The sequence below is a fragment of the Streptomyces sp. NPDC107528 genome (assembly GCF_055639295.1).
In genome coordinates, this window is sequence record NZ_JBVKAV010000011.1 from 70749 (window position 1) to 94562 (window position 23814).

Annotated in this window: 10 protein-coding genes; 4 read left to right on the forward strand and 6 right to left on the reverse strand. The window is 72.9% G+C overall.

Annotated features, from left to right (window positions below):
* Positions 1-86 precede the first annotated feature (86 nt).
* Entirely contained in the window at positions 87-1619 is a 1533-nt protein-coding gene (locus ACZ7L5_RS31740; RefSeq protein ID WP_471521009.1) for a helix-turn-helix domain-containing protein, read from the forward strand.
* A gap of 125 nt (positions 1620-1744) precedes the next feature.
* Here the strand turns inward: ACZ7L5_RS31740 and ACZ7L5_RS31745 are convergent, their stop codons facing one another.
* The 6 genes from ACZ7L5_RS31745 to ACZ7L5_RS31770 are packed head-to-tail and all read right to left on the reverse strand — an operon-like array spanning position 1745 to position 7225.
* Positions 1745-2995: a cytochrome P450 family protein gene (locus ACZ7L5_RS31745; protein ID WP_471521011.1), complete on the reverse strand. Its 1251-nt coding sequence runs from the start codon at positions 2993-2995 to the stop codon at positions 1745-1747.
* Positions 2992-4230: a cytochrome P450 family protein gene (locus ACZ7L5_RS31750; protein ID WP_471521013.1), complete on the reverse strand. Its 1239-nt coding sequence runs from the start codon at positions 4228-4230 to the stop codon at positions 2992-2994. The genes ACZ7L5_RS31745 and ACZ7L5_RS31750 overlap by 4 nt, the downstream gene beginning before the upstream one ends.
* Positions 4227-4871 carry a GTP-binding protein gene (locus tag ACZ7L5_RS31755; protein WP_471521015.1) on the reverse strand — a complete coding sequence of 215 codons (645 nt, stop codon included), beginning with the start codon at positions 4869-4871 and terminating at the stop codon, positions 4227-4229. The genes ACZ7L5_RS31750 and ACZ7L5_RS31755 overlap by 4 nt, the downstream gene beginning before the upstream one ends.
* Positions 4840-5205: a DUF742 domain-containing protein gene (locus ACZ7L5_RS31760; RefSeq protein ID WP_471521017.1), complete on the reverse strand. Its 366-nt coding sequence runs from the start codon at positions 5203-5205 to the stop codon at positions 4840-4842. The genes ACZ7L5_RS31755 and ACZ7L5_RS31760 overlap by 32 nt, the downstream gene beginning before the upstream one ends.
* Positions 5202-5624: a roadblock/LC7 domain-containing protein gene (locus ACZ7L5_RS31765; protein WP_328883901.1), complete on the reverse strand. Its 423-nt coding sequence runs from the start codon at positions 5622-5624 to the stop codon at positions 5202-5204. Before ACZ7L5_RS31765 ends, ACZ7L5_RS31760 begins: the two co-directional genes overlap by 4 nt.
* A complete protein-coding gene (locus tag ACZ7L5_RS31770) occupies positions 5621-7225 on the reverse strand; it encodes an ATP-binding protein (protein ID WP_471521019.1) in 1605 nt (534 codons plus the stop codon). Before ACZ7L5_RS31770 ends, ACZ7L5_RS31765 begins: the two co-directional genes overlap by 4 nt.
* Before the next feature lie 295 nt (positions 7226-7520).
* On the opposite strand from ACZ7L5_RS31770, the gene ACZ7L5_RS31775 reads away from it, so the two are divergent.
* From ACZ7L5_RS31775 to ACZ7L5_RS31785, 3 genes are all read left to right on the forward strand, one after another.
* Positions 7521-7757 (forward strand): hypothetical protein, encoded by a 237-nt coding sequence (locus ACZ7L5_RS31775; RefSeq protein WP_471521021.1) that lies wholly within the window; start codon positions 7521-7523, stop codon positions 7755-7757.
* A 396-nt stretch (positions 7758-8153) separates the two neighbouring features.
* Positions 8154-9932: a fatty acyl-AMP ligase gene (locus tag ACZ7L5_RS31780; RefSeq protein WP_471521023.1), complete on the forward strand. Its 1779-nt coding sequence runs from the start codon at positions 8154-8156 to the stop codon at positions 9930-9932.
* Positions 9933-9998: 66 nt separating this feature from the next.
* Positions 9999-23813: an SDR family NAD(P)-dependent oxidoreductase gene (locus ACZ7L5_RS31785; RefSeq protein WP_471521025.1), complete on the forward strand. Its 13815-nt coding sequence runs from the start codon at positions 9999-10001 to the stop codon at positions 23811-23813.
* The last annotated feature ends 1 nt before the right edge of the window (position 23814 follow it).

The window sequence follows — 23814 nt, forward strand, 5'->3', positions numbered from 1 at the left end:
GTCCGGCACCGTGTGGATGAGGGCGGGTGGGGTAACGTCCCGGGCGGTATGGCGTGAGTGACGTGCAGGGCGAGGTGAAGGCCGACATGGCTGGCAGAGAGGACGGGATCCGTCGGACGGGGGCGAGGAGCGCCGAAGCCTCGGCGTGGGCGGAGGAGTTGCTGGACCACCTGCGGCCGAACGGACGGGACATCGGCAGGGTCGTCGCCTGGCTCGCCGACGCCGTGCAGGGCACCGCCTCGCTGCAGGACGACACGGGCGCGCTGCTCGCGGGCACGCTGCCGGACCTGGACGACGACCTCGTCGCGGCCGTCGCCGCCGGCCGCATCGCGTCGGCCGCCTGGGAGGGCCAGGGCCGCCACCTGCGTTTGGTCCGGGTGTCGTGTCCGAACCCGGCGTCGGCGGGCGTGCTCGCGGTGGCGCGCGAGACCCCCTTCGACCGGCGCAGCTCCGACATCCTCACGCACACCGTCCAGGTCATCGAACTGCTGCTGAAGGCGGGCGAGACGACCGCCGCCGGGCGCCGGCTCGAACGGGCGACGTCCGACCTGCGGCTGGCCATTCTGCAGTTCCTGATGGTGGAGGACACCGTCTCGGCGCGGCGCGTCGCCGCGGGACTGTGGCCCGGCCTGCTGGACACGGACTCCGCCTGCGTCTACGTCGTCGAGTGCACCGTGGAGGAGCGCGACCGGCTCGCCGAGGAGTGCATCGAGGTGACGGGCGAGCAGGCGCTGGTCGTGCTCTGCCCGGCGGTGGACGAGCACGTCATCGTCGTCACGCCCGGCGAGGCCGCGGCGCGGGAACTGCGGATGCTGATCGGCCCCCGACCGCGCACGTTCATCGGCGGCAGCGCCCGGCAGAGCCTGGCCCGCACGGCCACCGCCTACGGGCAGGCGGTGAGCGCCCTCGCCGTCGCGCACTTCCGGCCGGAGAAGGCCGCCGTCTACGCCGAACGCACCCACCCCGAGCGCCTCATCGACCCGGCGCCCCTGCGGGGGTGGGCGGCCCGCGTCCTGCACCCCCTCGACACCCTCGCGCACCACACCCGCGCCGAACTGCTCGCCACCACTCGGCTGGGCCTCGAGTTCACCGCCGTGAGCGCGGCCAAGGTCCTCGGCGTCAGCCGCAACACCGTCCGCGCCCGGATGGAACGGGTGGAAGCCCTGCTGCACACGGACTTCTCCGACGTGACCGCCCGCGCCGTGGTCCACCTGGCACTCAACACCCAGGTGAGCCTGGCGGACGTACCCGCCGCCGACGGTTCCGGGCAGGCGGCTCAGGCCTCGCTGCCCGACCTGCTGGCCGGGCCCGCCCTGCGCACCTGGGCGCAGGACGTGCTCGCGCGCCTGGAGAACGACACGCGGGACCTGCGCCGGACGCTGCGCACCTGGATCGCCGAGGGCGGCAACGCCGAACGCGCCGCGCAGACCCTGGGCGTGCACGCCCAGACCGTCCGCGAGCACGTCCGCAGCGCGGAACCCGTCCTGGAACGCCAGCTCCTCGCCGGCGGCAGCGACCTGTACGAGGTCGTCCTGGCCCATCTCGCGGTGGGCGATCTGGACCAGCCCGTCCTGCCCGCGCCGAAATCGGGCCTTCCGGACTCACTTGTGCACAGGTGAGTCCCTACGGCGGCGCATCGGGCACGGATGCGATACCCAAGGCCTCCGTCGTCGACGTAGGTTCGTCTTCCCGCGGGGGCACGACCGGAACGGGGGACCGGTCGCGTCCCCGCGCGCGAAACCGTTCAGGCCCGCAGCCGCACCGGAATCTCCCGCCATCCGAACGCGATGAACGACGGCACCTGACGCAGCTCCTCCGCATCGACAGCGAGCTGCAGGCCGGGGAAACGGTCGAAGAGGGCGGGCAGCGCCGTCAGGGCCTCGACGCGGGCCAGCGGAGCGCCGATGCAGCGGTGCACCCCGATCCCGAACGCCAGATGGTCGTCGGCCCCGCGGGACGCGTCGAAGCTGTCCGCGTCAGGCCCGTAGTGCACGGGATCCAGCCCGGCGGCGGCGTACGTGGTGATGATGGCGTCCCCGGCGGCGATGGTCACGCCCCCGATCTCGATGTCGGTGACGGCGAACCGCAGGGGGAGGGACGCGATCGACGGATGCACCCGCAGCGTCTCGTCGATCACCGCGTCCCAGCCGATCTCCCCGGAGCGTACGGCGGCCAGCTGCTCGGGGTGGGTCAGCAGGGCGACGACCGCGTTGCCGATGAGATTGACGGTCGTCTCGAACCCGGCACCGATCACCAGCAGCAGCGTGTACACCAGCTCCTCGCCGCTGAGCCGGTCACCGTCCTGGTCGCGCACCCGGATCAGCTCGGTCGTCAGATCGTCCCCGGGGTGCTCGCTGCGGTGGGCGATCAGCGCCCCCAGCACCGTGCCGATCTGCTGCTGCACGAACGCGGCGTGCTCCGGGCTCGGGTCGGAGGTGTCCATGATGGCCGCGATGAGCCCGGCGGTGTCCTCCCGCAACTCCTCGGGCACACCGAACAGTTCGCAGATCATCCGCATCGGCAACGGGTGGGCGAACCCGGCCTTGAGGTCGACGACCGCGCCGCTCGCGTCGTCCGCGCCGCCCTTGTCGAGCGCGTCGAGCAGCTCCGCGGTGATCGCCTCCACACGGGACCGCATCTTCTCCGTGCGCCGCTGGGTGAAGCTCGGCGCAACCAGCCTGCGCAGCCGTGTGTGGTCGGCCCCGTACGTCGAGAGCATGTTGATCACGCCGACCCAGCCCAGGATCCAGCCCCAGGAGGGGTGTTCGCCTACCTCGGGCCACAGCCGCCAGTGCTGTCGCGGGTCCTTGCTGACCCGTGCGTCGAGGATGAGCTCCTTCAGGGTGTCGTAGCGCGTGGGCGCCCACGCGGGGATGCCGCCGGGCAGCTCCACGGGCACGATCGGGCCGAGGGAGCGCAGCCGGGCCATCTCGGCGGTGATGTCGGCGCCGAACGGGTCGATGGCGACGCGGTCGATACGGTCGGTCACGGTCACGACGGAACTCCTGGCTGGTCGGGGGAGCGGGGGCTGAACCGGACGGGCAGTGAGGTCAGCGAGCGGTGGAAGGGGCCGGGCCGCCAGGTCAGGCGCGCCCGGGGCAGCACCGGCTCCAGGTCGGGCAGCCACTGCGTGAGCCGCTCGATCGCCTCGGTGGCGATGAGCAGCGTGTGCTGCCGGACCGGGCAGGCGTGCGGGCCCGCCGACCACGACAGGTGCGAGGCGTCCTTGGGGTGGCGTCCGCCGGTGACCTCCTGCTCGGCGAAGTGCGCGAGCGCCCCGTAGGAGACGACCACCGGCACCGCGGCCCTGATCCACGTGCCGTGGAACGACACGGAGTTGCGGGCGTAGTGGATGCCGTAGTTGGCGAGCGGCGTCTCGTGATGGAGGACCTCCACCACCGCGTCCGTCACGGGGCGGGCGCCGCTGGTGAGGGTGGAGTAGTACTGGGGGTTGCCGAGGATGCGGGAGAGCGCGTTCGACACCAGGTTGGCCGTCGGCTCGTGTCCGGCGCCGAGGGTGAGGAACACCTGCCAGGTGACCTCCTCGGGGGTGAGCCCGGCGGGGTGGTCGAGGAGCCGGCTCGGCAGGTCGTCGCCCCGCCGCGCGGCCTTGGCGGCGATCAGCTCCAGTACATAGCCGCCGAACTCCGCCTCGCCCTCGGCCGCTTCGGCGCCGCCCTCCATCAGCTTGCCCAGCGCGGCGTTGAGCCGGTCGCTCTGGCTGTCGGGCATCCCGAAGAGGCTGTTGAACACCAGCGCCATCAGCGGCCGGGTGAACTCGGCCACCAGATCGGCCTCGCCCTTCGGCCCGAACCGGCCCACCAGCAGCCGTACCGCCCGGTGCACGCGCGCCCGCAGGTCGTGCGGCTCGATCAGGTCGAAGGTGTCGATCAGCGAGGTGCGGTAGCGCACGTGGGCCTCGCCGTCGGCGAACAGCGTGTTGGGCCGCCAGCGCATCATGCCCAGGATCGGCGAGTCGTCGGCGACCGTGGCCTCCCACGGCCGTGGGTCGTGCGAGAACGTGTCCGTGTCGTGCAGCAGATCCAGCGCCGCCCGCCGGTCCGTGACGACGTACGCTGGCACACCCGGCGCCAACTCCGCCCAGCCGACCGGGCCCTGGGCGCGCAGGGAGTCGTAGTAGCGGTACGGATCCAGCGCGAAGCCGTCCTCCCACAGCCGCACGGGGGCGGAGCGGGAGAAGGCCTTCAGGTCGGGGGAGTGGGTGGTCACCGGTCCTCCGGAGCGTGACGGTCGATCAGGTGCTGTACCAGCGCGAGCAGCGCGTCGACGGACGAGTCGGCGTCCCGCGCGTCGCAGGTCACCATCGGTGTGCCTGCCTCCAGGTCCAGGGAGGCGCGCAGCTGTTCCTCGGTGTGGTGCCGGGGCGCGTCCGGAAAGGCGTTGAAGGCGACCGCGTACGGCAGCCCCGACTCCTCCACCAGCCCGAGCACGTCGAACGACGCGTCGATGCGCCGGCTGTCGACCAGGACCAGGGCGCCCAGCGCGCCGTACGCGATGTCGTCCCACAGGGCCCGGAAGCGTTCCTGCCCGGGTGTGCCGAACAGATACAGCACCACCCCGCCGGGCAGGCTGATCCGGCCGAAGTCGACGGCGACGGTGGTCGTCGTCTTGTCCCGTACCCCGGCGAGATCGTCCACCTGCGCGGACGCCTCGCTGAGCGGCTCCTCGGTGTGCAGGGGCCGGATCTCGGAGACGGAGTCGATCAGGGTCGTCTTGCCCACCCCGAAGGGGCCGGCGACCAGGATCTTGACCAGGTCGCGGGCGGAGTCGGGCAGGTGGATGTCCGCGGCCGGGCCTGCCGTGTCGCGGACGCCGGTGTCACGGGTGGTGCTTGAGGGCGCGAAGGCCATCGGCCACTCTCTTCAGCAGGTCGGGGTCGAAGCGTCCGGCGGGCGGGATCGGCGCACGGGCCAGCGCCAGGTCCCGGTCGACGAGTTCGGCCGCCAGGACCCGCACCGCGGACACCGGCAGCCGCAGCAGCGCAGCGGCCTCCACGACCGTCAGCGAACCGCCGTCCAGGGCGTCCAGCAGGGCGAGTTGGGCGGCCGGCAGACCGGTCGGTGCGGTGGTGCCGGTGCCCGTGAGCACCGACAGCCGCTCCAGCTGGGGCCGGCTGGGCCGGGTCACACCGCCGGTGGACAGATACGCGGGAACCAGGGGACGGCCGCCGGGGCGGTCCGTCATGCCCGTGCGTCGCCGTCGCCGCCTCGGGGCGCGGCGGCCATCGCCTTCTCGCCAAGCCGCGCCACCTGCGAGTGCACCCGGTGCGCCAGCAGGTCCAGGCGCACCTCCTCGTCCCCGTAGGCGGCCACACATGTGCCGTGGTCCGTCGGCACGATCAGCACATACCCGTGGTCCGACTCGATCACCACCTGCCGTACCTCGGCGCCCTCCCGGTCGGCGAACGCGGCAGCCGCCGTACGGCACGCCGCCTGCACGGTGCTGGTGATCGCGGCCACCCGCTCGGCCGAGGGCCGGCTGAGCGCGTCCGTGTACCCGGTCACCAGCCCGTCCCGCGTGAGCAGCACGGCGGCGACCACGTGCGGCACCTGCAGGATCGGATCGAGCACCCACGCCGTGTCTCCCGTATCGCGGCTGGTCATCGAGCCGTTCCCCCTTCATGGTCGGTCTGTTCGGTGTCGTTCGCCGCGGCTTCGGCCGGCCGCTGCGCCGCACGCTCGCTCTCCGGCTCGGTCTTCGGTACGGCGGTGGTGTCGTCGTCGGTGTCCTCGTCGGCAGCGGACCGGGCGGCTGCGGTACCGGCCTGCAGCGCACCCAGCGCGGCGGCGGCCCGCTCCGGCCGGCGCACCGCGGGCCGCGATGCGGGCATGTCACGCGTCGCCGCGGCGACCTGGGCACGACGCCGGCGCCGGGGCAGGCCACCCGTGTCGCGCGGGGCGTGATGCCCGGATACGGGGTCGGAGGCATCGGCGTCGGGCTCGGCGCCGTATCCGTGCGAGGTACCGGATCCCTCGGCCACCGGGGCGACGTCGACGGATGCTTCGGCGTCGGGGACATCTCCGACGGATGCTCCGGTTCCGTGGGCAGCGTCGACGGATGCCTCGGTTCCGGGACCAGCGTCGACGGATGCCTCGGTTTTGGGAGTGACCGTCGCTTCGTGCCGGGAGGCCGTGCGCGTGGAGCGTGGCGCACTCGCCGCAGGTGGCCGTTCGGCGGGGTCGATATGGCTGAGCAGATGACTGTCGACGCGCAGCACCGCCCGCACCCCGCCGTAGGGCGACGGCGACGAGACGTCCACGCCCAGATCGAACTGCCTGGTCAGCTGCCCGATCGCGGCGAGCCCCATGCGCGGCGGATCGCCGAGGTCGGTGAGGAGGATCGGCTCCGACCCCGCCACCAGCCGCTGCGCGCGGGCGCGTTCCTCCTGGGTCATGCCCAGGCCCGCGTCGTCGACCGTGACGCAGACGCCGTGATGGACGTGCTCCAGGTTGACCACGACGTCCGTGTCCGGCGCGGAGTGCCGCAGGGCGTTGTCGAGGAGTTCGGCGACGATGATGGCGACGGGCTCCACGGCGTGGGACACGAGCGCGGTGCCGGCGGTGAGGTGGTTGTGGACCCGGACCCGGTGATATCCCGAGAGCCGGGCCTGGCCGCCGGTCACCGCCTCCACCAGGTGCGACTCCTCCCGGGCGAGCCCGACCCAGGCCCCGCACACCACGGCCGCGACCTGCGCCCGCCGCAGCGACTGCTCGTTCTCGTGGTCCAGCTGGAACAGGGTCTGCGCCAACTCCGGGTCGTCGTACTTCTGTTGCAGCTGACGCAAGGCGTCCTGCAACCGGTACAGGGCCGCCTGGATCTCGCGTGTCGCCCCGCGCATACCGGCCTGTGCCGCCGCGTCGATGCGGGTGCGCTGGGCGGTCAGCTCGGTGCGCAGTCCGCTCAGCACGTTATCCAGCGCGGGACCCAGCGGCGACTGCGCGGTCTGCGGATGGAGCGGACCCGGTACGGCGACATGGGGGTGAGCCAGCCGGCGGGCGGCGGCCGGGACGCGCTGCGTCGCCAGATGCTCCACCTCGGCGGTGAACGCCTCCAGTACGCCTTCGAGTTGACGGCGCAGGGCGGTGATCTCGGCGCGCTGCCTGGCCTGTTGGCGCTGTGCGTGCAGCAGCCCGCCGCCCAAGGCGAGCGCGGATAGCATGCCGACGGCGAGACCGCCGGTCGCCAGGTCCGGTAGTTCGATCATCGAGTCGGTTTCCCAGGAAGTCGGTTCGGGGCAGTCGGGCAGGGCTCGGTCCGCAGCCGTGGGACGAGGCGTTCGCAGCACAGTACACACCGTCATCGACCGATCTCGCGCGGTCGATCGATACTTGATTTCGCAACTGCCGGAACTCTGCTCACTTCTGCCTGGGACTGTCTGTATTGCCTATGGCGTAGGGGAGTTGGTGCCTTTGTCTGCCCCCGGGGGGTGTCGTGTGTGCCCGGGCAGGACGACGGGTACTCGGTGAGGCCAGAAACGAGAACGCCGGAGGAGGCCAGGCATGACCAGTGGCACCGAGGCCGGTGGCGTGACCGGTACGCAGGACAAGGACTACAACCTGATCTGGTACGTCGAAGCGTGCCTGAGCAACGCGCTGCGGTTGGAGACCTACATCGAGGACGCGGAACGCGACAAGGACACCGAGGTGGCCGACCTGTTCCGCAAGGCCCAGGCGGACAGCCGCAAGGGCGCCGAACTGGGCAAGAACCTGCTGCGCAGGCGGTTGAGCGGCGACTGACCGAGAGGCCGACCGCGACGGCCCGGACAACTGCGGGGCCCGGACACCCGGGTGACCGTGGTGTCCGGGCCCTCGTCTGTCCTGGACTGGTTCCCTCCGGATGCGACCGATCGGCAGTGCGACGTACTTCACTGCGCAGGCCGTGTTCGGACACGTAGGGTTAACACCCGTTCGGCCCGTCGGACCGAACGGAGTTGCTATCGTTCAACTCGCCGGTAGCAAGCCACACGGGGGACGTGAGGAGTCGGCGGATCAGCGTCGTCGCTCCTCGGCGAGTCGTCGGGACGAACGGTCGGGCAAGGGGGCCCGGGCCGATCGGGCTGCTGTGTCCATCCAGCGGCTGAGCCTCGAACTCCAGTTCCTCGCCCACCGATCCAGACAGGTGAGACTCGCAACATGGTTCGATCACTGGTCGATCTGCTGACCAAGCACGCCGCCCACCACCCCGACCGAACCGCCTACCGCTACCTCGCCACCGGCGACTGCGACGGTGAGATCCACGAGATCTCGTACGCCCGTCTCGCCGACCGGTCCCACGCCGTCGCCGCCTGGCTCCAGGAGCGCGGCCTGGCCGGCTCCCGCGCGATGCTGCTGTACCCGCCCGGCCTGGAGTTCATCTGCGGCTACCTCGGCTGTCTTTCGGCCGGTGTCGTGGCCGTACCGGGCGTCCCGCCGCAGGGCCGTTCGCAGAACCACCGCGCCCTCACCCGGATGAAGCGGCTCATCGCCGACGCCGACGCCAAGGTGATCCTGGGCGGCCGCGAGGTGATCACGGCCCTGTCGGGCATGGTGGAGCACCTGCCCGAGCTCGCCGACATCACCTGCGTCGCCACCGAGGACATCCCGGACGAGGCGGCCGCCGCCTGGCACGAGCCCGACCTCACCGCCGACTCGGTCGCCTTCCTCCAGTACACCTCCGGCTCCACCTCCGCCCCGCGCGGCGTCATGGTCACCCACGGAAACCTGCTGGACAACGAGCGAGTCATCACCGAGCGCATGGGCCACACCCCGGACGCCCTCGCCGAGTACGACCACGAGATGTTCGTCAGCTGGCTGCCCGTGTACCACGACATGGGCCTCATAGGCCCCGTCCTCAACACGGTCCACCTCGGCGCGACCGCCACCCTGTTCTCTCCGCTGCACTTCCTGCAGCAGCCCCAGCGCTGGCTGACCGCGATCAGCCACTACCGCCCGCACACCAGCGGCGGCCCCAACTTCGCGTACGAACTCGCCCTCAAGCATGCCGGCCCCGGACTCCTCGACGGCCTCGACCTCAGCAGCTGGCGCGTCGCGTTCAACGGCGCCGAACCCGTACGCGCCGCCACCCTGCGCCGCTTCACCGAGACCTTCGCCCCGGCCGGCTTCCGCCGCGAGGCCCTCTACCCCTGCTACGGCCTGGCCGAGGCCACCCTCATGGTCACCGGCGGCACGGTCCACACCCCGCCCACCCTGCTCCAGGCCTCCGAAACCGGCCCGCACGCCGGCCGGACCGACGCCGCGGCCGTCAGCTCGGGCCGCCCCGGCGCCGACCTCACGGTCGCCATCGCCGACCCCGAACGGCACGAGGAACTGCCCGAGGGCGACGTCGGCGAGATCTGGGTGCGCGGTGCGAGCGTCGCCAAGGGCTACTGGCGCAACGCCCTCGCCACCCGCGAGACCTTCCGCGCGACGCTGGCCGGCCACGAAGGCCGCTTCCTGCGCACCGGCGACCTCGGATTCCTGCGCGACGGCGAACTCTTCGTCACCGGGCGCCTCAAGGACCTCATCGTCATCGACGGACGCAACCACTACCCGCAGGACCTGGAACTGACCGCCGAGATGTCCCACCCGGCCCTGCGCCCCGGCTGCACCGCCGCGTTCTCCGTGGAAGCCGCGGAATCCGGGGAGTCCGCGGAACCGGGGGAGTCCGTGGCAGGGGACGACGCGGGAGCCGGCGGTGAGCAGCCCGTCATCGTCGCCGAGATCGCCCCGGACGCGGCGGGCGAGGCGGAGAAGATCATCGACGTCATCCGCAGCGGGATCGGCGAGGCCCACGGCCTGTCGGTGCGTGACGTCGTCCTGGTCCAGCCGGGCACCATCCCCAAGACCTCCAGCGGCAAGATCCAGCGCCGCGCCACCCGCACGGCCTACCTGGGCGGCGCCCTCGCCGCGCTCGACGCGCCCGCCCTGAGCTGACGCCGCCCGGTCCACCGTCGTACGGCCACAGCGCTTGCCCCCGAATCCACGAGGACACCTGTCTACATGCCTGCGCACGAGTCCCCGAAGCAGTCCTTCGAGCCGTCCCTGACCACACCGGAGGGAGTGCGGGCCTGGCTGGAGTCGGCCGTCGCCGAGGCGGCCGGTCTCACCCCGCCGGCCGTCGACCCGGACCGCCCGCTCGCCGAATTCGGCCTGGGGTCAAGGCAGTTGGTGACGCTCGCCGCCGAGCTGTCCGCGCTGACGGGGCGGCCCCTGGACCCGTCGCTGGTGTTCAACCACCCGACCATCTCGGCGCTCGCCGGCGCGGTGTTCGACGAGGGGCCCGCGCAGGCGGTGACCGCGCCGTCCACCCGGGCGGGAGCCGCCGGTGGGCCGGACGACGACATCGCCATCATCTCCATGGCCTGCCGCTTCCCGGGCGGCGCCGACGATCCCGAGGCCCTGTGGCGGCTGCTGGGCACGGGCGAGGACGCCATCACCGAGGTGCCGGCGGGCCGTTGGGACACCCAGGGGCTGCACGACCCCGACCCGGAGGCCACCGGCAAGGCGTACTCCCTGCGCGGCGGCTACCTCGCCGGCATCGACCGCTTCGACGCGCCCTTCTTCGGGATCTCGCCCCGCGAGGCCGCGGCCATGGACCCCCAACAGCGGCTGCTCCTGCAGACCAGCTGGGAGGCGATCGAGCGCGCCGGGATCGTCCCGGACACGCTGAACGGCAGCTCCACGGGCGTCTACATCGGCCTGTACGACAGCGGCTACCTCGCCTCGGCCGCCCTGGACCAGCTCGACGGGCACGTCGGCACCGGCTCGGCGTCCAGCGTGGCGTCCGGCCGTATCGCCTACACGCTCGGCCTCCAGGGCCCGGCGGTCACCGTCGACACCGCCTGCTCGTCCTCCCTGGTCGCCCTGCACCTGGCGGCTCGGGCCCTGGCCGGCGGCGAGTGCGACCTCGCGTTGGCCGGCGGGGCGTCGCTGCTGGTGACGCCGCGCGGGCACGTCGAGTTCAGCAGGCTGCGCGGCCTGTCGCCGTCCGGGCGGTGCAGCCCGTTCTCCGCCGCCGCGGACGGCGTGGTGTGGGCCGAGGGCTGTGGTGTGGTCCTGCTCAAGAGGCTGGCGGACGCACGCCGCGACGGCGACCGGATCCTCGCCGTCGTCAAGGGCTCGGCGATCAATCAGGACGGCCGCAGCCAGGGCCTCAGCGCACCCAACGGCCCTGCTCAGGAACGGGTGCTGAGGGCCGCCCTCGACTCGGCCGGACTCCAGCCGCGCGACCTGGACCACATTGAGGCGCACGGCACCGGCACTCCGTTGGGCGATCCCATCGAGGGTCGCGCCCTGGCCGCCGTCTTCGGCCCCGACCGCGCCGCCGACCGCCCCCTCGGCCTCGGCTCCCTGAAGTCCAACATCGGCCACACCCAGGCCGCCGCGGGCATCGCCGGTGTCATCAAGACCGTGCTGGCCCTGCACCACGAGCGGATACCGGCGTCCCTGCATGCCGACACCCCGACCGAGCACATCGACTGGACGCACAGTGGTCTCCGCGTCCTCGGCGAGGCCCAGGCCTGGCCGAGGGACCCCGACCGGGTGCGACGCGCCGGTGTAAGCGCCTTCGGTATCAGCGGCACGAACGCCCATGTGGTGCTGGAGGAGGCGCCCGAGGACCAGCCGCAGCCGCACCTCCGACTGCCTGGAGATCTCCCCGGCACGACTCTCTTCCCGCTCTCCGCCCGCACCCTCCCCGCACTCCGGGGCCAGGCCGGACGCCTTCTCGAAACCCTCGATCGGCAGCCCGAGCCGTCGCTCCCTGCCATCGCCGCGACGCTGGCCCACCACCGCACCCACTTCGAGCACCGAGCCGTCCTCCAGGCGAGCGACCACGACGAACTGCTCACCGCGCTACGAGCCCTCGTCGCCGACGGGCCCGACACCGAGCGAGCGGTCGGGCCACAGCAGACCGTCTCCGCAGGCAAGTTGGCGTTCGTTTTCCCCGGGCAGGGCTCGCAGTGGGCCGGCATGGCACGTGATCTCCTCGACCGGGACCCGGTGTTCGCCGACGAGCTGGACCGCTGTGACGCCGCATTGCGCCAGTTCACCGACTGGTCGGTGACGTCCGTCCTGCGCGGTGACGCGAGCGCCCCGGCCCTGGACCGTGTAGACGTCGTCCAGCCGGTGCTGTTCGCCGTGATGGTGTCCCTCGCCGCCGTGTGGCGCGCCCGTGGCATACGGCCGGACGCGGTCGTCGGGCACAGCCAGGGCGAGGTCGCCGCGGCCTGCGTCGCCGGGGCGCTCAGCCTCAACGACGCCGCGGCCGTGGTCGCCCTGCGCAGCCAGGCCCTGACCGAGCTGTCCGGCAGCGGCACGATGGCCGTCGTCGCCCAGCCGCACGTGGAGGTCGAGGCCCGCCTCGCCGACCACGGCGGCGAGATCGGTGTCGCCGCCGTCAACAGCGGCCGCTCCACCGTCATCGCCGGTGCCGTCGACGCCGTGGAGGACCTGCTCGCCGACCTCGAACGGCAGCAGATCTTCGTCCGCCGCCTCGACGTCGACTACGCCTCCCACAGCACCCAGGTCGAGCCGGTCCGCGCGACGATCCTCGACGAACTCGACGGCGTCACCACCCACCCCACGTCCGTCGCCTGGTACTCCACGGTCACGGCCGAACCGGTCACCGAGGAACTCGAAGCCGACTACTGGTACACCAACCTGCGCGAACCCGTCCGCTTCGCGCCCACCGTCGAGCGCATGGCCGCCGACGGCTACCGCTGCTTCGTCGAACTGAGCCCGCACCCCGCACTGCTCACCGCGCTGAGCACGATCGACGAGGACCTGTTCGCGGTCGGATCGCTGCGCCGCGACGAGGACGGCCCCGCCTGTCTGGACCGCGCCGCCGCCGAACTCCACGTCCACGGACGCCGACTCGACTGGCGCCGCCTCGTCCCGCACACCACCCCGGCGGATCTGCCGACGTACGCCTGGGACGCGCAGCGCCACTGGATCGAAGCCGCAGCCTCCGCGACCGCCCCCGGCCTCTTCGACCGCGCCGCGCACCCGTTGCTCGGTATCCAGCTCCAGGCGGCGGACGAGACCCGCTGGACCTTCCGCAACGAGTGGTCCCCTGCCACCGCGGACTGGCTTGCCGACCACGCCGTCTTCGGCCGGACCGTGGTCTCGGGCACGACCCTGCTGGAACTCTGCCGCGCCGCCCTCGCCGTGGCCCGCCCGGACACCCCCGCCGACGTCACCGACCTGCTCCTCCTCGCACCGCTCACCCTGCCCGGCACCGGCACGGTAGAGGTGTCCGTCGAGGTGGTCACCGCCGGGACCGCGCCGGAGATCACGGTCCACAGCCGGCCACGCGGCCCGGAAGCCACGGACTGGACCCTGCACGCCACCGCGTCCGCCGCAGAGCCGGCCGCCGAGCCGACCGACGAACCTCCGACCTGGCCCGAGAGGGCCGAACAGGCCTGGAGCGAGGACACCTACGAGCGACTGAACGGGCTGGGCCTCGGCTACGGTCCGGCCTTCCAGGGCGTACGACGGGCCGCCGCGACCGGAGACGGGGCCCTGATCGCCCACCTCTCACTGCCGCCCGTGGCCCGTGACACGGCCGACCCCTACCCGCTGCACCCGGCGCTTCTGGACGCCGCCCTCCACGTCGCCGCTGCTCTCGACATCTCCGACCAGCGGGTCCTGCTGCCGGTCGCGATGGCCCGCTGCGTCCTGCCTCCCGTCGGCGCGACGGATCTGACCGCGTCCGTCCGCCGCACCGGTGCCTTGGGCACGGATCTCACGCTGGACGTCACCCTGTGGGACGCCGACGGCTTCCCGGCAGGCCGGCTGGAGGGCGTACGCCTTCGGGCCGTGAACCCGGCCGACCTGGCCGGCGCCTCGGAGAACGCCCGGCACCTGTACGAGGTGGCGTGGACGGCCGTACCGGAGCAGACGGCGGCCGTACCGGAGCGGTCGGCCGAGGCGCCCGGCACCGCATGGACCGTCCACGGCGACGAGTCGGACCCGGCCGTCGCGGCGGCCCTGCGCGACCTGCGCGCGGCCGGCGCCCAGGTCGCCGACGAGGGCGCCGACACCGTCGTACGATTCTGGCCCCGACCGGCGGCCGAGATCGAACCGGCCGCCACAGCACGTGAGTTGGCGGCCAAGGGCCTGGCAGAACTCCAGACGCTGATCGCCCTCCCGCCCGGCGAGACTCCCGCACGCACCATCTGGGTGACCCGCGGAGCGATCGCGGCCGCCGACGGGGACACCGTCCCCGAGCCCGCCCAGTCGGTGCTGTGGGGCCTGGCCCGAAGCGCCCGCACCGAGCACCCCGGCCTCGGGCTGATCCTGCTCGACGTGGACGACACTGACGAACCGTCTCTGCTCACCGCGGTGGCCCCCACCGGTGAGCCGGAACTCGCCCTGCGGGGAGGTGAGTTGCTCGTACCGCGCCTGGTCCGTGCCCGTCCCGCGCCATCCGGCCCTCCCGCCGCCGCGATTCCCGCCGACGGCACCGTGCTGATCACCGGAGGTCTCGGCGCGGTCGGCCGCAGCATCGCCCGAGTCCTGGCCGAGAACGGCGTACCTCGCCTGCTGCTGACGTCCCGTCAAGGCACTGAACATCCTCGCGCCGCCGAAGTCGCAGCCGAACTGGCCGCGTTCGGCGCCGAGGTCGAGGTCGCCATGTGCGATGTCGCGGACGAGGCGGCCGTGGCGGACGTACTGGCGCGCTTCGGTGACCGGTCGCCGCTGCGTGGCGTCGTCCACTGCGCCGGGGTGCTCGCCGACGGTGTCGTCGCCGAACTGACCCCGGAACGCCTTGCCCACGTGCTGCGCCCCAAGGTCGACGGCGCCGCTCACCTGCACCGGCTCACCGCCGGCCATCCGCTCGGTCTCTTCCTGCTCGTTTCCTCGGCCGCGGGAGTCGTGGGCAACGCGGGCCAGGCCAACTACGCCGCCGCCAACGTCTTCCTCGACCAGCTCGCCCACCACCGGCGCGCCCTGGGCCTGCCCGGCACCTCGGTCTCCTTCGGGGCCTGGGCCGGCGAGGGACTCGCCGCCGAGCACGCCGACCTGGAACGGATGGCCCGACTCGGCCACCGCGCCATCACCCCCGAGCAGGGCCGCGAGCTGACCGAGCTGTCCCTGCGGCGCGACGCCTCGCACCTGGTGGCCTGGGCCCTGGACCTGCCCAGGCTGAGGTCCGCCGCGCCGACGGGAGCACTGTGGCGCTCCCTGCTCCCCGCACCCCGCTCGGCCCAGGCCGGCAGCCACACCCTGGCCGACCGGCTGGCCCGGCTCCCGGAGCCCGAACGGGCCGCCCGCGTCCTCGCCCTGGTCCGCGAGGAGGCCGCCCACGCGCTGGGCCTGCGCTCGGCGGAGTCCGTCCGTCGTGACCAGCCGCTCCGCGACCTCGGCATGGACTCGGTGACGGCCGTCGACCTGCGCAACCGCATCAGCACCCGCATCGGCAGCAAGCTCCCCGCCACCCTCCTCTTCGACCACCCCACGCCCACCCGGCTGGCCGAGTACCTGCTGGCGGGCGCTCTCGCGACAACAGGCCGTAGGAGCCAGAAGCCCGTGCCCGCGGCCTGGCCCGTGCTGTCTTCGGACGAGCCGGTCGCCCTCGTCGCCATGGCCTGCCGGGCTCCCGGCGGAGTGAGCGACCCGGACGGCCTGTGGCGCCTCGTCGCCGAGGGCCGCGACGCGGTCGGACCGTTCCCGGCGGGGCGGTGGGACGTCGAGTCGCTGTACGACCCCGACCCGGACGTGCCGGGCAAGTCGTACGCCCGGGAGGGCGGCTTCCTCGACGACATCGACTCCTTCGACGCCGGTTTCTTCGGAATCACCCCGAAGGAGGCGGCGGCCATGGACCCGCAGCAGCGGCTGCTGCTGGAGACCGCCTGGGAGTCACTGGAGCGCGCCGGAATCGTGCCCTCCGATCTCGCGGGCAGCACGACCGGCGTGTACGTCGGCATGTTCGGCAGCGACTACCTGTCCGGCACCCGCCTCGACCAACTGGACGGCTACGTCGGTACGGGCTCCGCGCTGAGCGTGGCCTCGGGCCGGCTCGCCTACACGCTCGGGCTGAACGGCCCGGCGCTGACAGTGGACACCGCGTGCTCGTCGTCGCTGGTGGCCGTGCATCTGGCGGCGCAGGCGCTGCGGGCGGGGGAGTGCGATCTGGCACTCGCCGGCGGCGTCACGCTGATGGTCACGCCGCAGACCTTCGTCGAGTTCAGCCGGCTGCGCGGCCTGTCGCCGACGGGCCGCTGCCGCTCGTTCTCCGATGGGGCCGACGGCGCCATCTGGGCCGAGGGCGCCGGCATGGTCGTACTGAAACGACTGAGCGACGCCAGGCGGGACGGCGACCGGATCCTGGCCGTGCTGCGCGGCACCGCCGTCAACCAGGACGGCCGCAGCCAGGGCCTGTCCGCGCCGAACGGGCCCGCGCAGGAGCAGGTGATCCGGCGCGCACTGGAGCAGTCCGGCCTCCGGCCCGACGACATCGACTACGTCGAGGCACACGGCACGGGCACGACCCTGGGCGACCCGATCGAGGCGAACGCCCTCGCGGAAGTCTTCGGCGCCACGCGCGACGGCGAGCGCCCGCTGTACCTGGGCTCGCTGAAGTCGAACATCGGGCACGCACAGGCAGCTTCGGGCGTGATCGGCCTGATCAAGGTCGTTCAGTCCCTGCACCACGAAACCCTCCCGCGCACCCTCCACGCGGACACGCCCAGCCGCCACGTCGACTGGACGGACAGCGGCTTGCACCTGTTGCGGGACGAGGTGGCCTGGCCCGCGTCGGCTGCGCGGGTACGGCGCGCGGGTGTCAGCGCCTTCGGGATCAGCGGCACCAACGCGCACCTGATCGTGGAGGAGGCCGTCCAGGCTCCGGTGCCGGAACCCGTCGTCGAACTCCCCGCAGAACAGCGCCTGTTCGTCCTGTCCGGCCACAGCGAGGAGGGCCTGCGCCGCCAGGCCGCCGCCCTGGCCCGGCACCTCGCCGAGGACACCGGCGCCGCTGCACTGCCCGACCTCGCCCACACCCTGGCCCGCCACCGCACCCACTTCGAGCGGCGCACCGCAGTCCTGGCCGAGAACCGGAACGAACTGCGCTCCGTACTGGACGAGTTGGCCACCGGGCGGATCACGCTGCCGCCGTTCCGGGAGGAGCAGACGGGCAAGGTCGCCTTCGTCTACTCCGGACACGGCGGTCAATGGCCCGGCATGGGCCTGGACCTGATGACCCAGTCGGAGGCGTTCCGTGAGGAACTGACCCGGATCGACGAGGCGGTCCAGCGGCACGTCGGCTGGTCGGTGCTCAACGCGCTGCGCGCGCCGGAGGAGTTCACCCCCCTGGAGCGGACCGAGTATCTGCAGCCGACGCTGTTCGCGGTGAACGCGGCGCTGACGGCCGCCTGGCGCTCGCTCGGCATCACCGCGGACGCCGTGGTCGGGCACAGCCTGGGCGAGATAGCCGCCGCCCACAGCGCGGGCGCCCTCACCCTGGACGACGCCGTGGCCGTCGTGACCGGGCGTGCCCAGGCGGTCGTACCGGTCGCGGGCAAGGGCGGCATGCTGTCCCTGGAACTGCCGCGCCCGCGCGTCGAGGAACTCCTCGCGCCGTACGCCGGCCGGCTGTTCGTGGCCGCCGTCAACAGCCCGCACTCCACGGCCGTCTCCGGCGACAGCGAAGCGCTGGCCGAGCTGAGCCGGAGCCTCGACGAGCAGGGGATCGAGGCACGGTCGCTGTCGACCCCGTTCGCCTCGCACACCCCGCTGATGGCCCCGCTCCGCGAGGACCTGCTCGACCATTGGTCCGGCATCCGGGGCACCGGCACCGCCGTCCCGCTGTACTCGACGGTGCTGGCGGAACCCGTGCCCGGCGACCGTCTGGACCCCGCCTACTGGTACGCCAACCTCAGCGAGCCCGTCCGCTTCGCGGACACGATCACCCGCATGCTGGAGGACGGCTACCGCTACTTCGTCGAGCTGAGCCCGCACCCCTCGCTCGGCTCGTCCATCGAAGCGGTGGCGGCGGACGCCGGAATCGACGCGGTGAGCGTCGGCTCGCTGCGCCGCCAGCGCGGCGGTCGGGACGTACTGCTGTGCAGGCTGGGGGAGTTGTACACGGGCGGCCACTCGCCCGACTGGTCGGCGCTGTTCCCTGAGGGCCGACGCGTCGACCTGCCCACGTACGCCTTCGCCCGCGAACGCCACTGGCTCGCACCCGCCCCGGCCACCGCGACCGGCGCCTCGCCGCTCCTGGGCACACATGTCGAGGCCAGCGACGAAGCCGACCGGCACCTCTTCCAGAGCGAGGTGGACCTGCGCGACAGCCGCTTCGCCTATCTGACCGACCACCGGGTCGCCGGCGAGGTCTGGCTGCCCGGCGCCGCCTTCCTCGACATGGTGCTGGAGGCCGCGTCCGCCGTGCAGGACGGCGACGACGTACGGCTCGCCGACGTCAGGTTCCTCCAGGCGCTGCGCCTCGACGAGTCCGGGCCGACCCGGCTGCAACTGGTCCTGCGACCCGCCCGCGACGGCTTCCGGGACTTCACCATCGCCTCGGCGCCCGTTACCGGCGGCGGACAGGGTGGTGCCCGCTGGGAACGCCACGTTGCCGGACGTATCGCCGTCACGCCGGGCACGCCTGCGGAGCCCATCGCCGAGCCCGCTGCCGCAGCAGGCGAACCACTCGCCGCGCTGCGCAAGCAATGCACCGAGCCGGTCGATCTGCCCGCCGTCTACGGCGCCCTCTCCGCCCTCGGCATCGACTACGGCCCCGCCTTCCGAGGCCTGGAGTCGGGCCACCGAGCCCCATCCACCGCCCTCGGCCGACTCACCGACAAGCCCGCCGCCGGTCATCTCCTCCACCCGGCCGTCCTCGACGCCGCCTTCCACACGGCCGCGCTGCCCGGCGACGCGCCCCAGGGACGGGCGTTCATCCCGGCCGGGGTCGGCCGGCTCCGCCACACCGGACTCCGCTCCACCCCGGCGTGGGTGACCTGCGAACTGCGCTCCGTGTCCGGCGACACCGCGACGCTCGACCTTCGGCTGTACGACGACAAGGACCAACTCCTCCTGGCAGCTGAGCAGTTCGAGCTGGCCGCGCTCTCGCCCCTGGACGGCGCACTGTTCGAGACCAGCTGGCAGCCCCGCCCGATCGCCAACGAGGCCCCTTCGCAGGGGAGGTGGCTGATCCTGGCCGACGAGTCGGGCGTGGCAGCCCGACTCGTCGAGCGGCTGGGCACCTCGGTGCCGTACGTGGTCGCCCGCAGGGGCGAGGAGTTCGCAGCCGAAGGACCCGGCCGCTACGTCCTCGACCCGGCCGACCCACAGCACCTGGGCCGCCTCCTCGACGAGGCCTTCGCGAGCGAACCACCCGAGCTGGTCGTCCAGTTGACAGCACTCGACGCTCCCGCGATCGAGGACGCCCGTACGGCCGAGGAGGCGGCGCGGCTGTGCTGCCTGAGTACCCTCCACGTAGTGCGCACGTTCACCGAGCGGGCCCAGGGTACGGCGCCCCGGCTCTTCGTCGTGGCGCGAGGCAGCCAAGCAGCGGGTGACAGTACGCAGGTGACGCAGCCCCAGCAGGCGCTCGCCTGGGGCTTCGGCCTCGCGGTGGCGCAGGAGCACCCGGAGCTGAGGACCACCCTCGTCGATCTCCCCGCGACGGACGGCGTCGACGCCCTGTGGACCCAGCTGCGGCACGCCGACGACGAACGGCTCGTCGCGTTGCGCGAGGCCGGGCGACTGGTGCCCCGCCTGACCCGCACCCGCCCGGACGACGCCGGGCACGGCGCAACCACCCCGGACGGCGTGTATCTGATCACCGGTGGTCTGGGCGGTCTCGGGCGTGTCGTCGCCGAGCGCCTGGTCCGTCGCGGCGCCCGTCGGCTGGCCCTCATGAGCCGGAGCGCGCCGGCCGCGGAGGCCATGGCCTGGATCCGGGGACTCGAAGAGCGGGGCGTGAGCGTGCACTTGGCCCGCGCTGACGTGGCCGACCGTGATGGACTGACCGCCGCCCTGGACGCCGTACGACACGCACTCGGCCCGATCACCGGGGTCGTGCACGCGGCCGGCGTCCTGGACGACGCCACCATCGCCAACCTGACCGACGAGCGCGTCCTGCGCGTCCTCGGCCCCAAGGTCCTGGGCACCGCCCTGCTCACCGAACTGACCCCGGACGCCGCGGACTTCGTGCTGTTCGCGTCGGCGGCCGGACTGCTCGGCTCGGCCGGGCAGAGCCCGTACTCGGCGGCGAACGCCTTCCTCGATGCCTGGGCGCACCACCTCTCCCGCACGGACCGCCGTGCGCTGAGCCTGGACTGGGGCGCATGGTCCGGGGTGGGCATGGTGTCCGAGTCCGGTGTCCGCGAGGCGGAGACGGGCCGCTCGGGTCTGGTCGCCTTCTCAACACAGGACGGCGGCGAGCTCTTCGAGCGCGTGCTGGGCACCGCCCGTCGCCAGCTCGCCCCCATGGTCCTGGACTGGGAGATGCTGTCCCTGGACCCTGATGCGGCCCGCACCCGCCCGATCCTGGCCGACCTGGTCACCGTCCCCACGGGTACGCCCGGCACGGACGACCTGGTCAAGAAGGTGTTCGCGGCGAAGACCGAGACCGAGCGGGCCGTACGCCTGGAGGCATACGTACGCGCGAGAGTCGGTGAGGTGGCCGGCGGCGCGGTACAGGTCTCGGCCACCACGGCTCTGAAGGAGCTCGGCCTCGACTCCCTCATGCTCGTGCGGCTGCGCAACGCCTTCGCCCGAGAACTCGGCGTCGAACTCCCCGCCGCCACCGTCTTCTCGGCCGCCGACATGCGCGGCCTCGCCCAGGCCCTGAGCACGGCGCTGCCCGAACGGCAGGCCACGGCACAGGACGACGAGCCGCAGCACACCACCGAGGTACCGGCGACGGAGCTGCACCCGGCGACCCGCGACGTCGTACGACTGCTGCGCAGCGCCCAGCCCGGCATGCCGGACGCGGCCCACGCCGTCGGCCTCGCCGTACGCCTCACCACGCCGACCACCCCCGAGACACTGACCGCCATCCTCGGCCGCCTCACGGCACGGCACGCGGCCCTGCGCACCGCCATCGTCACCGCGGCCGGGGGAGGGCGCGAGCTGCGGGTGCACCGTCAACTGCCGGAACCGCTGCTGCGGTGGACGGTCGTACCGGACGAGGTCTCCTTCGACGCCGCCGACCGGCTCCGCGAGCTTCTTGAACCTCCGTTCGACCTGGAAGCCGCGCCGCTGTGGCGCTTCGAGCTGCTGGACGGCGGCGAACGTGGCCAACTGCTCGCGTACGGCGCTCACCACGCCGTCAGCGATCTGCAGTCGCTGCTGCTGGTGGCGAGCGAGATCGACGCCGAGCTGTCCGGCAATGTACTCGGCGACACTGTCACCAACCGCGATATCGCCTTGCTGATCGAGGCCCAGGAGACCGGTGAGCAAGCCGACGTGCGGGGCGACGGAAAGACCGGCGGCCGAGCCGACGGCCGGGCCGAGGCCGCCGCATGGCGCGAGGCCTTCCAGGGCAGCGCACGCCTCGACCTCACCCTCAGCCGGCCGCGCCCCGAGACCCGCTCGTACCGGGCCGGCAGCGTCACCGTGCCCATCCCCGACGGCCTCATGGACCGCCTCTCGGCCGCCGCGAGCCGACTGGCCGTGACGCCGGCCGCCTTCTGTCTCGGCACCCTGACCGTCCTGCTGGCCAGGAAGCGCGAACTCGAACGCTTCGTCCTCGCCGTGCCCGTCGACACCCGCATCCACGCCGACGCCTACGACGCCCTGGGCTTCTTCGGCGTGCCGGTGCCCTTCCCCGCCGAGGCGGGCGCGGGGGAGCGCATCGAGGAGGTGCTGCGCCGCACCGACGGGCGGCTGCAGCGGGTCCTGGCCAAGGGGGCGATGTTCTCCGACGTACTGCCGGTGCTCGCCCAGCAGGGCCTGTACCGGGCGAACGCGCCGCTGGTGGAGGTGTACTTCAACTACGTACGCGCCGCGGGCGGGTTGACCGGCCTGGAGGTACTGCCGGCGGGCACGGGCTACTCCGACCTCGACCTCATGATCACCATGACGCCGGACGCGGGCCGGATCCGCCTCGACCACAACCTCGACATCCTCGACGCGGCGACAGTCGCAGAGCTGGGGGAGGCGCTGGTGCGTCTGCTCGCGGAGACGGCGCAGGACGCGACGGGGCCGGTTCGCACGACGCCGAAGTCGGCGAGGGCCACGGCTGCCGTCGAAGATCCGCCCACGACTCCAACCCACACCCTCGCCCTCGCCGCCACCTTCGCCCTCGGCAACCTGCCCCTGATGTGCGAGACGGCCGTCAACGAATCGATACGGGACGGCAGCGGGACCACGGTCGCGGAAGCCCCGTACCACCACGTGCTGGCGAGCCTGCGCGACCCGTCCGGCGTGTTCGCCGACCCGGCCACCACAGCAGGTGTCGTACTGCTGCGGGCGACGGACCTGCAACGCTTCGGCACCGTCGACGACGCCCTGCTGGCCGAACTGCGCACCGCCTACCCGGCCGCCCTGCGCACGGTGGCCGAGCGCACCCGCAAGCCGCTGATCGTCGGCTTCCTGCCCGCCGCACAGGGGGAGGACCGCTTGGGGCACTGGGAAGCGGAGATCGCGGCCGAGTTGGCGGAGGTGCCGGGCATCGCCGTGCTCGGCCCCGACGACTGGAACCGCCACCACCCCGTCGAGGAACGCTTCGACGAGCGCACCGAACGGCTGGCCCACCTCCCGTTCACCCCGCAGTTCCAGGCAGCCGTGGCCCTCCGCCTGGCCGAGGTCGTACGCGCGGTCCGGCGCCGGGCGCCGAAGGTGATCGCGGTCGACGGCGACGAGACGCTGTGGGGTGGAGTGGCCGGAGAGATCGGCCCCGACGCCGTGGACCTGACCGGGCCGCGAGCCCTGCTGGCGCGCCGGTTGCTGCAGTGGCGCGCGGCAGGTGCGCTGCTCGTGCTGGTCAGCAACAACGACGAGGACACGGTCCGCGCGGTACTGGACCGTCCGGACAGTCCGTTGAAGGCCGAGCACTTCAGCGTGCTCTCCGCGGCCTGGGGCCCGAAGCCGACCCGCCTGGCGGACGTCGCGCGGACGCTCAACCTCGGCCTGGACAGCTTCCTGTTCCTCGACGACAACCCGGCCGAGATCGCCAAGATGCGCTCGGCGCTGCCGCAGGTGCTGTCGGTGACCTGCCCCTCGGTCGCCGAACTCCCCGAGTTCTTTCGCCGGTTGTGGCCGCTGGTACCTGCCGCGGCGACGGCCGAGGACGCGCTGCGGGCGCGGTTCTACGAGCAGGAGCGGGAGCGGGACTCCGTCCGCGAGCAAGCGAGCTTCGAGGAGTTCCTGGACCAGCTGGAACTGGAGGTCGACATCCGGGCCCTGGCCGACGCCGACGTCCAGCGGGCGGAGCAACTCGTGGCCCGCACCAACCAGTTCACTCTCCGCACCCGCTCCACGGACGGCGGCGACGTCGCTCGGTGGCGCGAACGCGGCGAGGTCTGGACGGCTGCGGCGCGTGACAGGTTCGGCGACTACGGCCAGATCGGCCTGCTCGCCGTGCACTGCCAGGGCGACCAACTGGACGTCATGGCCTGGCTGATGAGCTGCCGCGCACTCGGCCGGGGCGTCGAGGAGCGGCTGCTGCAATGGCTCGCGGACCGCGCCGAGGAACTGGACTGCGCCAAGGTCCGCCTCACAGCGGAGCGCACGCCGCGCAACACCCCGGCCCGCCGTCTGCTGTCGGCACTGGGCGGCGGCGACCAGGACGACGACCGACTGGAGACCGTGGTCACGCCGGAGCAGCTGCGGGCGTTCCGCTCGTGGCGGCGGCAGTGAC